Annotated in this window: 12 protein-coding genes; 9 read left to right on the forward strand and 3 right to left on the reverse strand. The window is 61.5% G+C overall.

The genetic code is table 11. The annotated features are described in order from the left end of the window. Positions 1–95: 95 nt before the first annotated feature. Positions 96–983, forward strand: coding sequence for a LysR family transcriptional regulator (locus NMA58_RS06965; protein WP_097601662.1), 888 nt, complete (start codon positions 96–98; stop codon positions 981–983). A 12-nt stretch (positions 984–995) separates the two neighbouring features. On the opposite strand, the gene NMA58_RS06970 is transcribed toward NMA58_RS06965, so the two are convergent. Beyond that, positions 996–1559: a nucleoside 2-deoxyribosyltransferase gene (locus NMA58_RS06970; protein ID WP_183706368.1), complete on the reverse strand. Its 564-nt coding sequence runs from the start codon at positions 1557–1559 to the stop codon at positions 996–998. Between the two features lie 230 nt (positions 1560–1789). Between NMA58_RS06970 and NMA58_RS06975 the strand changes: the two genes are divergently transcribed. Beyond that, entirely contained in the window at positions 1790–2833 is a 1044-nt protein-coding gene (locus NMA58_RS06975) for an alpha/beta hydrolase (protein ID WP_434712778.1), read from the forward strand. Between the two features lie 33 nt (positions 2834–2866). On the opposite strand, the gene NMA58_RS06980 is transcribed toward NMA58_RS06975, so the two are convergent. Both NMA58_RS06980 and NMA58_RS06985 read right to left on the reverse strand, forming a co-directional pair. Beyond that, positions 2867–3490, reverse strand: a complete 624-nt coding sequence (locus tag NMA58_RS06980) for a carboxymuconolactone decarboxylase family protein (RefSeq protein WP_434712779.1) — start codon at positions 3488–3490, stop codon at positions 2867–2869. Positions 3491–3591: 101 nt separating this feature from the next. Then, positions 3592–5124, reverse strand: coding sequence for a PAS-domain containing protein (locus NMA58_RS06985; RefSeq protein WP_434712780.1), 1533 nt, complete (start codon positions 5122–5124; stop codon positions 3592–3594). 265 nt (positions 5125–5389) lie between these two features. Here NMA58_RS06985 and NMA58_RS06990 point away from each other — a divergent pair, with 265 nt between their 5' ends. The 7 genes from NMA58_RS06990 to NMA58_RS07020 all read left to right on the forward strand — a co-directional run bounded on the left by NMA58_RS06990 (position 5390) and on the right by NMA58_RS07020 (position 13792). Further along, positions 5390–6445 carry a LacI family DNA-binding transcriptional regulator gene (locus tag NMA58_RS06990; protein ID WP_285196140.1) on the forward strand — a complete coding sequence of 352 codons (1056 nt, stop codon included), beginning with the start codon at positions 5390–5392 and terminating at the stop codon, positions 6443–6445. Between the two features lie 22 nt (positions 6446–6467). Further along, entirely contained in the window at positions 6468–8081 is a 1614-nt protein-coding gene (locus NMA58_RS06995) for an acyl CoA:acetate/3-ketoacid CoA transferase (RefSeq protein WP_434712781.1), read from the forward strand. Then, positions 8074–8853 (forward strand): enoyl-CoA hydratase/isomerase family protein, encoded by a 780-nt coding sequence (locus NMA58_RS07000; RefSeq protein ID WP_183706360.1) that lies wholly within the window; start codon positions 8074–8076, stop codon positions 8851–8853. Before NMA58_RS06995 ends, NMA58_RS07000 begins: the two co-directional genes overlap by 8 nt. Continuing rightward, positions 8853–10361 (forward strand): aldehyde dehydrogenase family protein, encoded by a 1509-nt coding sequence (locus tag NMA58_RS07005; protein WP_221128308.1) that lies wholly within the window; start codon positions 8853–8855, stop codon positions 10359–10361. Before NMA58_RS07000 ends, NMA58_RS07005 begins: the two co-directional genes overlap by 1 nt. 98 nt (positions 10362–10459) lie before the next feature. Next, a complete protein-coding gene (locus tag NMA58_RS07010) occupies positions 10460–11722 on the forward strand; it encodes an ABC transporter substrate-binding protein (RefSeq protein WP_434712782.1) in 1263 nt (420 codons plus the stop codon). A 148-nt stretch (positions 11723–11870) separates the two neighbouring features. Continuing rightward, positions 11871–12824: a carbohydrate ABC transporter permease gene (locus tag NMA58_RS07015; RefSeq protein ID WP_434712783.1), complete on the forward strand. Its 954-nt coding sequence runs from the start codon at positions 11871–11873 to the stop codon at positions 12822–12824. After that, positions 12821–13792, forward strand: coding sequence for a carbohydrate ABC transporter permease (locus tag NMA58_RS07020; protein WP_434712784.1), 972 nt, complete (start codon positions 12821–12823; stop codon positions 13790–13792). Before NMA58_RS07015 ends, NMA58_RS07020 begins: the two co-directional genes overlap by 4 nt.

Below are 13792 nucleotides of genomic sequence, written 5' to 3' on the forward strand. Positions count from 1 at the left end.
TGTCGCATCTTTATGCTGACGGGCTGAATTTGATCGAAATTCCGATGCTGTATAAGATTTGTTATTATTGATGCTATGATGAGTGGAATTCAGCAATGCGTGCAACGGAACTTTCCGAACTGGCCGCCTTCGCGGCCGTGGCGCGGCACAAGAGCTTCCGCAAGGCAGGGGAGGAGCGGGGCGTCACAGCCTCTGCCGTTAGCCATGCCGTGCTTAATCTGGAAGACCGAGTTGGCATCCGCCTGCTCAACCGCACAACCCGCAGCGTTTCGCTGACGGAAGCAGGCGAACTCCTGGTCTCACATCTCATCCCGGCGTTCGGGGAGATGGCGACCGCACTCGATGCGCTGAACCGCTACCGCGACACGCCATTCGGCAGGGTGAGGATCAACGTGCCGAATTCGATCGGTTCCTTCGTCATCGGCCGTGTCATCGCCCCTTTGATTGAACGTAATCCCAATTTGCAGCTGGAAATTAACGCGACCGATCGGCTGGTCGACATCGTCGAGGAAGGTTTTGATGCCGGCATCCGTTTCGGCGAGCGCGTCACGGAAGGCATGATCGCCCTGCGCATCAAGCCGCGCATCCGCCTGGTCGTTGTCGGTTCACCGGCCTACTTCGCAAGGCGTCCGAAGCCGCAAACGCCTTACGAGCTCAAGCGCCACCTCTGCATCCAGAACATGTTTCCCTCCGGTGCACGTTATGCCTGGGAATTCGAGAAGGACGGCCAGACGGTGAGTTTTCAGCCGACCGGACCGCTTTCGCTCGACGATCACGAACTGATGATGCAGGCAGCGCTCGGCGGCGTCGGCCTTGCCTATATCTGGGAGCCTCGCGTCGCAAAGGCCATTGCCGACGGAGAGCTCGTCCAGGTGCTCGATGATTGGTGTCAGCCGGAGGAACCGCTCTATCTCTATTATCCCAGCCGCCGACACATGTCTGCGGGCTTCAGGGCGGTGATCGACGCGATCAGGGCAGAGTAAAAGCTTCAATTCCTACCCACGCAGACCAGCGATCGTCTGAAGCGCCTGAAGATAAATCGTCAGGTCGCGTGCAGGATCCGCCGGCAGAGCGGTCGCACGGAATACCTTGCCTCCCGTCGCCTCGACGCCTCCGTCGATCATCAGGTTGTCGGCCATGCCGTGATTTTCAATCGCGATGCCGTCAGGCCCGCGCGGGCGTCCGCTCGTCTCATCGATCTCCATTCCCGCATACCAGATCGAGCGGACGCGCAGCCCATAGTCGTCGGGGTGGTTGGTATAGGCGAAGACCGATTTCCCGAGAGCAATCATGAAGCCGATCTCGTAGACCGTGCCCGGGTCGGCGCTGACGCCCCGAAAGGGAGTGATGTTGGCGAGGCAGATTTCGGCCCGGCGCATGGCGACGTCATTGCGGGTGTAGATCTCCGCAGCCGTCCGCTTTATCGGCGTCTGGTTCTCGTCACTGCCAGGCCCCGTCGGTTCGAAGCCGAACTGACGCGCCAATCGGCGTTTCTCGGCCATGATGGGCAGTGCATCGGGAAGAAAGACTTCCGGGCCGGCAAGGTAAATGGTGGTCATCGGTATCCTTCATTCCTAAGCGAGCCGAAGCACGGAAGTTGAGGGCAGGGCGGGAGCCTATTTCCGATGGAAGCCTGCCAGATGGCAAGCCGCGCTGGCGGTGATTGTCGATTTTTTCCGGTCTCCGTTGGAGACTTGAAAAAGCGGAAGGTCGCACTCGTCACCCTTTTGACTCCGCTGGGCAAAGCGGCCAAAGATACGGCCATCGGCAGCATCATCGGGAGAGATTGATGAAGGGGCGGATTTTGTCGAATGCTGATCGAGGAGGGTCGAAGCGGCCCAGATATCTCTTTCCCGCCTTGGTCGTGCTGATTCTATCGTCTCCACTGGCGCTGGGACAGGAAATCGGGCCGCAAAGCCAGTCCTCGCATGCGCAGGTCGAAAAGCTGCTCGGCCTCTGGAAGGAGCATTTTGCCGGCGCCGACAGTCTGCAAGAGCGCAGGGCTGCTTTCGCCAGGCTGATGGAAACAATGCCCGGGCCGACGCGCATCCAGGTTAGGCAGGTCGATGCCGACGGCGTGGATGGCGAGCTGATGTGGCCCGCCCGGCTCCATCACCCGATCGGCAAAAGGGTGATTCTCTACATTCATGGCGGCGGCTTTTCCGGCGGTTCCATCCGCACGCACAGCCTCTTCGCCGGTTCGCTCGCCAAGGCCGCATCCAGCGACGTGCTTCTGATCAATTATCGGTTGATGCCGGAGTATGCCTATCCCGCCCAGATCAACGACGCGCTGACGGCCTACCGCTGGCTTCTCGATAACGGATATCGCAACGAGAATGTCGTCGTGGCGGGAGACGGCGCCGGTGGCAATATCGCGCTCGAGGCGGTGCTGCGGCAGAAGCAGGCAGCAAAACCCCTGCCGGCGGCTGTGATTGCGCTGAGCCCGATCACCGATCTCGCCGCGACGGGCGGAACGATGACGGCAAATGCCGGCAGCGACCCGCTGGTCGATAAGGCGTGGCTCGAGACTTTGCGTAAGACCTATCTCGGCAGCCGGCCTGCCACCGATCCTCAGGCCTCACCGCTTTATGCCGACATGACGGGATTCCCGCCGCTATTGCTGCAGGTCGGTTCCGGCGAAGCCCTGCTTGACGACACGCTGCGCCTCGCCGACAAAGCGCGCGAGGAGGGCGTGGATGTGACCACCGAGGTCTGGCCGGGCATGCCGCATCAGTGGCAGCTATTTCCCGCCATGCTCGACGATGCCGATCGCTCGAGCCAGACTATTGCCGAGTTTGCGATCCGGCATTTTGCCGACAAACCGGAAGAATAGGGGCCACAGCCGCCGGCGTCAGCCGATACTGCATCAATGCGATGTGCCGGCCGAGGGTGTGGGCGCCAGAGGCCGCTCGACTTCCCGGCCGACACTGAGCGCCTTTCGCACATTCGGCTCCAGCCGCTCGATATAGGCGTGATCGGGCGCAGCGCCGAGCGCATCCAGCATTTTCGAAAAGAAACAGCGGGCCGCTGTGGCGGCCGTGACGTCGAAGATTTCGGCGTCACTCAGCCCGTGTTTCTTCAATCCGTCTATATCCTGCTGCGTGACCGATGTCGCATCACGCGCCACCTTGGCTGCAAAGGTCATGATCGCGCGTTCGCCGGCATCGATCGGCGCCTTTTCGGTCTCGTTGACAACCGCCGTCAGCCCGTCGCTGGTAAATCCCTCGCGCAGCAGCACGGAGCCGTGCGCCAGCATGCAATAGGAGGATTTGAGTTCTTTGGCCGCCGCCAGCGTCACCAGTTCGTAGCGCCTGAGGCTCATATGGCCGCGAATGCTCGAAAGCAGCCCGGCCCAGCTCTCCATTACCTCCGGCCGGTGGCCGAAGGCACGATACATGTTCGGCAGATAACCATAATTCGCCTCGGCCGACGCGTACATCGACGTCGTCTTCTCGCTGGCGGATGCATCCGGGGTGTGAATGAAAGCCATGGCATGATCCTCCTCTATTGCGAGAAGGATAGGGTAGATATGCCGGACAGCAATCCCGCTCCGGCAGTTCGGGAACGAGCCATCGGCCATAGGCTGAATGATCAGGCAACGTCGTTGCTCGCCAGTACGTCAGCGGCTCTCTTGATTGGAAGAGTGACGGTGAAGGTGGACCCGCACCCTCTTGCACTCCGCACCTCTATCGAGCCTTGATGCAGTTCGATGATCTGCTTCACAAGATTGAGGCCGATACCGGTTCCGGCAATCCCGGTCGACGTCCGCGCGCGGAAATAGCGCTGAAACAACCGGGGCACGTCTTCAGCATCGATCCCCACGCCATCGTCGCTAACCGAAACCTTGATATTGCCCGTCTCCTCCCATGCCGTGACACGAATTTCGGAGGTTCCTGGCGCGTATTTCACCGCATTCGAGAGCAGATTGGTAAAGACCTGGCTTAAGCTGCGGGGATCGGCATCGATGAATTCCGGCAACCCGTCTATGCAAAGCACGAAACGATGCGTCTTCGAGATCGCCGACTGCCGCTCGCAGCATGTTCTGATCAACGTTCCCACGGCGCAGGCGTCATAACTGATATCGGTCTTTCCGTTATCGAGGCGTCCGGCCGCCAGGATGCTCTCGATGAGATCGACGATCCGGCTCACCGATGCGCGTATCTGTTCGACCTTGTCGTTGAGAAATTCGGGTTCGACCGTGCCCCCTTTCCGGAGCAGCCGCTGGGCGGCAGCATCGATGATTGCGAGCGGGGTGCGGAATTCATGTGATGCCATCGCCACGAACTGCCGCTGCAATTCGTTGATGCTCCGCTCCTGGGCGAGCATCCGCTCAAGCTCGCGCGCCTGCCGTTCGACCTCTGCCGTTCGGCTTTGCACCGTAATTTCGAGTTGATCATGATGGCGGCGCAGTTCTTCCGCCAGCCGCACGGTCTTGGTGACGTCCTCGTGGGTCGCCACATATCCGCCGTTCTGCATCGGATTGTGGGTGATTTTGATGATGCGCCCGTCGGTAAGCGCGATGTTCTGGCTCGCCGGCGCACCGAGTGCAGTCGCTTCGAAAACGACGTCAAAATAGGTGGCGGTATCGGCCGGACCATTTCCCTGCAGACATCGATAGGCGAGGATGTCCACCAGCGGCGTTCCGGGCTGCGTCAGAAAGTCCGGAAGATCGTAGATCCGCGCATAGGACGCATTGCACAATATCAGCTTCTTCGTCGAATCGAACATGCAAAGCCCATGCGGCATATTGCTGAGGGCTGCATCGAACCGGTGATGCTGTTCCGTCAGATTGTCTTTTACGCGGATATGCGTCGAGATGTCTTCATAGCTTAGGATCCAGCTTCCCTCTCTCGAGGGAGCGCAGGTCAGTGAGATCATCCGTCCGTCGGACAGTGCAAACTGCGAGGTGTGCGGTCCGCCGATCGTCAACCCTGAACAAGCGGCTGCCTTGCAGTCAGCGGTGCCGGGCAAGCTGTCGATGTTCATTCCTCTGCGCAGAGCGCCATTGGGAAGGCCCAGAATATCAAGCGCGCGGGCATTGAAAGCCGTCACCATATTGGCAGAGTCAAGGAGAACAATGCCCTGCGGCAGGTTCTCCAGCATGGCTTCAAATGAATGCGGCATCTCCGGCCCCACTTTGGATCTGGCACGTTCCCGATCCCCAGCATTGGCCACAAACGATAAAGTTTCGCTAATGCCTCTGGACAGGAGTTCCTTGAGGGCAGTCCATGCCTCGAATTAAATCGTTCCAAAAAAAGAATCTCGCCCTGCGGTGTCAGGACGACGGAGTAATGTCCACACGACCCCGCTTTAACGGAAATACCTCTTGACATGTTTGGAACGTTCCAAATAAATATGCATTAGACGACGGTGGCGTCGGGAGGGTGAAGTGACAAAAAACCGGGTGACCGTGATCGACATTGCGAAGGCCGCTGGCGTCTCCAAGTCGACGGTGTCGCTGGTGTTGCAGGGCTCCTCCCTCGTCAACGAGGGAACGCGCGCAAAGGTCAATGCCGTGATGCGGGAGCTTGGCTATGTCTACAATCGCGGCGCGGCCAATCTACGGCAGGCGGGTGCAAAATCGAGGATCATCGGCGTGGTGGTGAACGACCTGACGAACAGCTTCTTTGCCGAGCTGGCGGTGGGTGTCGATATGGTCGTTCAGTCGGCCGGTTTCGTGCAGTTCCTGTCGAATACCGGTGAGAGCATCGACAGGCAGCGCGAAGTTGTCGCATCTATGCGCGAACATGGCATTTCGGGCCTGATCGTCTCGCCGGCGCGCGCCACCGATGCCGCCGATTTCAAGCCACTGGTCGCGGCAGGGATTCCCGTCGTGGTGGTCGTTCGAAACCTGCCCGGCGCTAAGGTGTCGTCCATAGTCTCCGACAACCGGTCCGGCATGATGTCAGCCGTTCAGCATCTGGTGGGTCTCGGTCATAAGCGTATCGCTTTTCTCGGCGGTTTTCCCGATACCGCTGTCTTCGACGATCGCCTTGCCGGTTACCGCAGCGGAATGGAAGCGGCCGGACTCGGCTACGACGAGGCACTCGTGATCTCGTCCGCCCCGTCGCGAGCGGGCGGCGTCGAGGCGATCGGAAAAGCGATTGCTTATGGCGATAGGCCCACTGCAGCCGTCTGCTTCAACGATGCAGTCGCCTTCGGAGTCTGCGACGGATTACGTGCGCGCCGTCTGGAGCCGGGCGCCGACTTTGCCGTCGTCGGTTTCGACGACGTCATCGAGGCTCAGGCGGCGGTTCCGGCGCTGACGACGGTCTCGGTCGATCCACAAGGCATCGGGCGCCGCGGCGCGCAGATGCTCCTCAAGCAGATCAATGCCGGCAAGGCCGAAGCGGAGACGGTGACGACAGCCGTTCGGCTCGTCGTCCGCGAAAGTTGCGGCGCCGGCACAGCCTCGCAGGCGAGGGCCGGCGGAGCGGCAAATTGAAACGGGGTTCGAAGTGACGCACATGAAGAAGCATCTGACACCAGCCGAAGCGGCGGCACTGATCCCGGACGGCGCCGTTGTCACAGTGTCGTCGTCGAGCGGTCTCGGCTGCCCCGACCTGATGCTGAAGGCGATCGGCGAGCGTTTTGATGCGGCCGGCCATCCCCGTCACATTACAACCCTTCACCCGATTGCCGCCGGGGATATGAGTGGCATCAAGGGCGTCGACTATATCGCCAAGAAGGGACTGCTCAAATGCGTCATCGGCGGCTCTTATCCCTCCGGCCCGTCGACGGCCGAACCGCCGCTGATCTGGCAGATGATCACCAACAATGAGATTCCGGCCTATAACATTCCCTCCGGTATTCTCTTCGACATTCACCGCGAGGCCGCCGCCAAGCGGCCGGGCGTCCTGACCAAGATCGGCATCGACACCTTCGTCGATCCCCGGCGGCAGGGCTGCGCGATGAACGAACTGGCTTCGAACGATCCGGTGGTCAAGCGCGTCAGCTTCGAGGGCGACGATTGGCTGTTCTTTCCCTCGATCGTTCCTCAGGTCGCCATCATTCGCGCTACGACGGCCGACGAACGCGGCAACCTCACATATGAACATGAAGGCGCCTATCTCGGCGGTCTCGATCAGGCCCTTGCCGCCCGCAATAATGGCGGGATCGTCATCGCGCAGGTCAAGCGGATCACCAAGGAAGGCTCGCTGAAACCGCATGACGTCCGGGTTCCGGGAATGCTGGTCGACTATGTCATCGTCGATCCCGAACAGAAGCAGACGACGCAGACGCAGTACGATCCGGCGATATCAGGGGAGATCTTCCGCCCGCTCGATAGCTTCAGCGTTCCGGAGTTCAATGTTCAGAAAGTCATTGCGCGTCGCGTCGCGCAGGAACTTCAAGCGGGAAGCTGCGTCAATCTTGGCTTCGGCATCTCGGCCAATGTGCCGCGCATTCTGCTGGAGGAGGGGCTCCACGGCGCGGTCACCTGGGTCATCGAGCAGGGCGCGGTCGGCGGCGTGCCGCTGCTCGACTTTGCCTTCGGCTGCGCCTCCAACGCCGATGCCTATATGCCGTCTCCCTATCAGTTCACCTATTTCCAAGGGGCAGGCTTCGATGCATCGCTGCTCTCCTTCCTCGAGATCGGCAGGGACGGTTCGGTCAATGTCTCCAAGCTCTCCTTCCGGCCGCATGTGACGGCGGGTGCCGGAGGCTTCGTCGACATCACGGCGCGGGCGAAGAAGATCGTCTTCTCCGGCATGTTCAACGCCGGAGCGAAGCTTTCGATCGCCGATGGAACTCTGCTCATCGAGAGGGAAGGCAAGCTGAAGAAGCTGGTGAACGAGGTCGAACACGTCACCTTCAGCGGCAGGCGGGCGATCGAGCAGCGGCAGGACATCACCTATGTCACCGAGCGGTGTGTGATGAAGCTGACGCCCGACGGCATCGTGTTGACCGAGATCGCTCCTGGGGTCGATCTGCAGGCTCATATCCTCGACCAGTCCGAGTTCCCGCTGATCGTCGCGCCTGATCTCAAGGTTATGGACGCCGCACTGTTCCTTGAGGCTGAGATCGGCCTCTCGCTTCCCGCAAAGAAGGCGCGGACATTGGAGGGCACCTTTCATGGCTAGCGGAACGGTCAAGGTCGATATCGAAGGCCACGTGGCAACGCTGACGATCTCCCGGCCGGAGAAGCTGAACGCGCTCGATCTCGACATGCTGAAGGCTTTGGCGGAGGCGGCTGACGCGGTGGAGGCGAACCCGGGCGTTCGCGCAGCCGTTCTCACTGGCGAAGGAAAGGGCTTTTCTGCCGGCGGCGATATCAAGGCCTGGGGCGGAATGCTGCCGCAGGAATTCGGTCATTCCTGGGTTCGCAACGGCCACCGTATCTTCGAAAGACTGGCGACGCTCAGGGTGCCGCTGGTCGCGGCCCTGAACGGCCATGCCCTCGGAGGCGGGCTTGAGCTTGCAGGTGTCGCCGACATTCGCCTCGCCGAGCAACACATCAAGATCGGCCTGCCGGAGACCGGCCTTGGAATGGTACCGGGCTGGTCCGGGACCCAGCGTCTCGTGCGCCGCTTCGGCGCCCAGGCCGTCCGGCGCATGGCGCTCGGCGGCGAGATTTTCACCGCCGAGGAGGCGCGCCTGCTCGGAATCGTCGATGCGGTAGTTCCAACCGGAAACGCGCTGGCCGCCGCCAGGGACTATGCTGAACGGATCGCCGCAAGGGGGCCGGCGGCCATCGAGATCGCCAAGTTGATGATCGCATCGGCGAACGGTGAAGACAATGGAACCGCGGTCGAAGCCCTGGGCTCGATCCTCGCCGCCAAGACCGGCGATCTGAAGGAGGGCGTCGCATCATTCAGCGAGAAGCGCCCGGCAACGTTCAAGGGAGAATGGTAATGACGGTCCTGGTCAACCCCACCGCGCTGAGCGATCACAAAGCACGCGATTTCCAGATGCTGATCGACGGCAGATGGGAGGCCGGCAGCGCCGATCCGATCGAGCGTATCGCGCCGAGCCACGGGGTCGTGGTCAGCCGCTTCCCCACAGGCAGCAAGACGGATGCCGAGCGCGCCATTGCTGCGGCACGCAAAGCATTCGATCTCGGGCCGTGGCCGCGGATGACCGCTTCCGAACGGTCCGCCATCCTGCTCAAGGCTGCCGATCTGATCGCGGCGCGGGCAGAGGAGCTGGCGTTTCTCGATGCGATCGAGGCGGGGAAACCGATCACCCAGGTGCGGGGTGAAATTGCCGGTTCGGTCGACATCTGGCGTTACGCGGCGGCGCTTGCGCGCGACCTTCACGGGGAAAGCTATAACACGCTCGGCGATGGTACGCTCGGCGTCGTGCTGCGCGAAGCGATCGGCGTGGTGTCGATCATCACGCCCTGGAATTTTCCGTTCCTCATCGTCGGCCAGAAGCTGCCTTTCGCCCTGGCAGCGGGCTGCACGACCGTCGTCAAGCCCTCGGAACTGACATCGGGATCGACGCTCGTGCTCGGAGAAATCCTGCAGGAAGCAGGTGTTCCGGATGGCGTCGTCAACATTGTCACCGGTACGGGACCTGAGGTCGGCTCGGTCATGACGTCGCATCTGGACGTCGATATGGTGTCCTTCACCGGCTCGACCGGAGTCGGCAAGTTGACGATGTCGAATGCGGCGCAGACGCTGAAGAAGGTCTCGTTGGAACTCGGCGGCAAGAACCCGCAGATCGTATTCCCGGACGCCGATCTCGATGCCTTCGTCGATGCCGCTGTCTTCGGAGCCTATTTCAATGCCGGCGAGTGCTGCAACGCCGGCTCGCGGCTGATCCTCCATAAATCAACCGCCTCCGACATCGTCAGGCGGATTGCCGAGCTGTCGAAGGGAGTGAGGGTCGGTGATCCCCTAGATCCCTCGACGCAAGTCGGCGCGATCATCACGCCGCAGCATCTGGAAAAGATCTCGGGATATGTCGCCGGTGCGAGGGGCAGCGGCGCTCGCGTCGCCCATGGTGGCGAGACACTCGATCTCGGCATGGGGCAGTTCATGTCGCCGACGATCCTCGAAGCGGTGACACCCGATATGGCGGTGGCGCGCGAGGAAGTCTTCGGCCCGGTCCTGTCGGTTCTGACGTTCGAGACGACTGCCGAAGCGATCCGGATTGCAAATTCGATCGACTACGGCCTGTCGGCTGGCGTCTGGAGCCGCGATTTCGACACCTGCCTGACGATCGGCCGGTCGGTGCGGGCGGGCACGGTCTGGATGAACACTTTCATGGACGGCGCCTCAGAGCTTCCCTTCGGCGGTTACAAGCAGAGCGGCCTCGGCCGCGAGCTCGGCCGCCATGCAGTCGAGGATTACACGGAGACCAAGACGCTGAACATGCATATCGGCAAGCGCACCAATTGGTGGATGCCGCGAAGCTAAGGCCGGCTTGGCCGGCAGCGAAGCTACGCCTGAGGAGGGCGGGTGATCGGATGCGGGAATGGTTCCGCATCCTCCAAACTGAACTGGGAGGTTCTTTGATGCGTAAGTTTCTGACAACGACTGCGGTGATCGCATTGGCTCTGGCCGGCGCCGGCGTGCCCGCCCGCGCTGCCGACGTCAAGGAAGTGCAGATGCTGCACTGGTGGACGTCAGGCGGCGAGGCAGCGGCTTTGAACGTCCTGAAGGAGGATTTGTCGAAGGAAGGCTTTGCCTGGAAGGATGTTCCGGTTGCCGGCGGCGGCGGTGATGCGGCGATGACGGCGCTGAAGGCGATGGTGGCGGCCGGCACCTATCCGACAGCCTCGCAGATGCTGGGTTATACCGTGCTCGATTATGCCCAGGCCGGCGTCATGGGCGACCTGACGGAGACGGCCAAGAAGGAAGGCTGGGACAAGTCGGTGCCGGCCGCACTTCAGAAGTTCTCCGTCTATGACGGCAAGTGGGTCGCCGCCCCGGTTAACGTGCACTCGGTCAACTGGCTGTGGATCAACAAGGCGGTGATGGACAAGATCGGCGGCAGCCAGCCGAAGACCTTCGACGATCTGATCGCCCTGCTCGACAAGGCCAAGGCCGCAGGCGTCATCCCGTTGGCGCTCGGCGGCCAGAACTGGCAGGAAGCGACGATGTTCGATTCCATCGTGCTGTCGACCGGCGGACCGGAGTTCTACAAGAAGGCCTTCAACGACCTCGACGAGGAATCGCTGAAGTCGGATACGATGAAGAAGTCCTTCGACAACCTCGCCAGGATCGTCAAATATGTCGATCCGAACTTCTCCGGCCGCGACTGGAATCTGGCGACCGCCATGGTCATCAAGGGTGACGCGCTGGTGCAGGTGATGGGCGACTGGGCCAAGGGCGAATTCGTCGCCGCCAAGAAGACGCCGGATAAAGACTTCCTCTGCTACCGCTTCCCCGGCACCGAAGGCAGCGTCATCTACAACTCCGACATGTTCGGCATGTTCAACGTTCCCGAGGACCGCAAGGCGGCCCAGGTGGCGCTGGCGACCGCAACGCTGTCGAAGAGCTTCCAGTCGGCCTTCAACGTCGTCAAGGGTTCGGTCCCGGCCCGTACCGACGTTCCCGACACCGACTTCGACGCCTGCGGCAAGAAGGGCATCGCCGACCTGAAGGCGGCCAACGAGGGCGGCACGCTGTTCGGCTCGCTGGCCCAGGGTTACGGCGCGCCGCCGGCGATCGCCAATGCCTATAAGGACGTCGTCTCGAAGTTCGTCCACGGCCAGATCAAGAGCTCCGACGAAGCCGTCACCCAGCTCGTCCAGGCGATCGACGACGCCCGCTGAGACGAGGCCGATGACAAGGCTTCCCCGCGGCCTTCGCGGGGAAGCTTCAGTCCCCTGACGGATATGCGGGGGCGATCATGCGGGGACAGGCATGCTGGCCAGCCCCATGACGACATGCATGACGACATGCAGGGAGGAGATGCATTCTATGAGCACAGTTGCCACCACCGATCCGGTTCTGACGCCGGGGCAGGCGACGCGGGTCTCGCTCAGGGGCCGGCTGCAGGATGCGCTGCCGAAGATCGTGCTGGCGCCGAGCTTCGTCATCACGCTGATCTTCGTCTACGGCTTCATCGTCTGGACGGCCTATCTCTCCTTCACCAATTCCAAGACCTTCCCCTCCTATCAGCTGACCGGCGCGCGCGCCTATCAGCGGCTGTGGCGCTGGACCTTCGAGAGCGATCCGCCGTCCTCCTGGTACACATCGATCACCAATATGGCGATCTTCGGCTTCCTCTATGTCGGCATCTGTCTGGCGCTCGGCCTGCTGCTCGCCATCCTGCTCGACCAGAAGATCCGCGGCGAGGGGTTGCTCAGGCCGATCTTCCTCTATCCGATGGCGCTTTCCTTCATCGTCACCGGGGTGGCCTGGAAGTGGTTCCTCGATCCCGGCCTCGGGCTGGAGCAGACCCTGCATCACTTCGGCTGGACGAGCTTCCACTTCGACTGGATCAAGAACAAGGACTTCGTCATCTATACCGTCGTCATCGCCGGTGTCTGGCAGGCGTCGGGCTTCGTCATGGCGATGTTCCTGGCTGGCTTGCGCGGCATCGACGGCGAGATCATGAAGGCGGCTGAGATCGATGGCGCCTCGCCTTTCCAGCTCTATCGGCGCATCATCATCCCGCTCTTGCGACCGATCTTCCTGTCGGCCTTCATCGTGCTCGCCCATATGGCGATCAAGTCCTACGACCTGGTGGTGGCGCTGACCTCAGGGGGGCCTGGCGGCTCGGCCTGGCTGCCATCCAACTTCATGTATGAGTACACCTTCAAGCGCAACGAGATGGCCGTCGGCTCGGCGAGCGCCATCATCATGCTGATGACGATCTCGGCGATCATCGTTCCCTATCTCTATTCCGAATTGAAGGAGAAGGCCCGATGAGCGGCGTCACCTCTGCCCTCGGCACCTCCTCATCGGCAGCAGCCGCCGAAGCAGCGGAGCGCGGCAACAGCGCCCGCTGGATCGGCCGCATCGTCATCTACGGCCTGCTTGTCATCTTCGCCATCCTCTATCTGATGCCGCTCTTCGTCATGCTGGTGACCTCGTTCAAGACGATGGACGAGATCCAGAACGGCAACATGCTGGCGCTGCCTGAGGCGCCGACCTTCGATCCCTGGGTCAAGGCCTGGGGCCAGGCCTGCGTCGGGCTGACCTGCGCCGGCATCAAGGGCTACTTCTGGAACTCGATCAAGATGGTGGTGCCGGCGGTGGTGATCTCCACCTTCTTCGGGGCGCTGAACGGCTATGTCCTGACCAAATGGCGTTTTCCCGGCCACACGCTGGTGTTCGGGCTGATGCTGTTTGCCTGCTTCATCCCGTTCCAATCGGTGCTGCTGCCGATGGCGACCATTCTCGGCTCGCTCGGCCGCTTCGGCGTGACGCTGCAGAACGCCACCGGCTGGAACTTCGGCTTCGGCAATTCGACGGTCAATCTGGTCTTCGTCCATGTCGTCTACGGCCTCGGCTTCACGACGTTGTTCTTCCGCAATTTCTACGAGGCCTTTCCGACCGAACTGGTCAGGGCCGCCCAGGTCGATGGCGCGAGCTTCTTCCAGATCTTCCGCCGCATCATGCTGCCGAACTCGCTGCCGATCATCGTTGTCACCGTCATCTACCAGTTCACCAACATCTGGAACGACTTCCTGTTTGCTTCGGCCTATGCCGGCACCGGCGATTCCATGCCGATGACGGTGGCGCTCAACAATGTCGTCAACACCTCGACCGGGGTGGTCGAATACAATGTCAACATGGCGGCGGCGATGATCGCGGCCGTTCCGACGCTCATCGTCTATATCCTCGCCGGCCGCTACTTCGTGCGTGGCCTGATGGCGGGCGCAGTCAAAGGGTAA

It is taken from the genome of Rhizobium sp. YTUHZ045 (genome assembly GCF_051124255.1).
GTDB lineage: Bacteria > Pseudomonadota > Alphaproteobacteria > Rhizobiales > Rhizobiaceae > Rhizobium.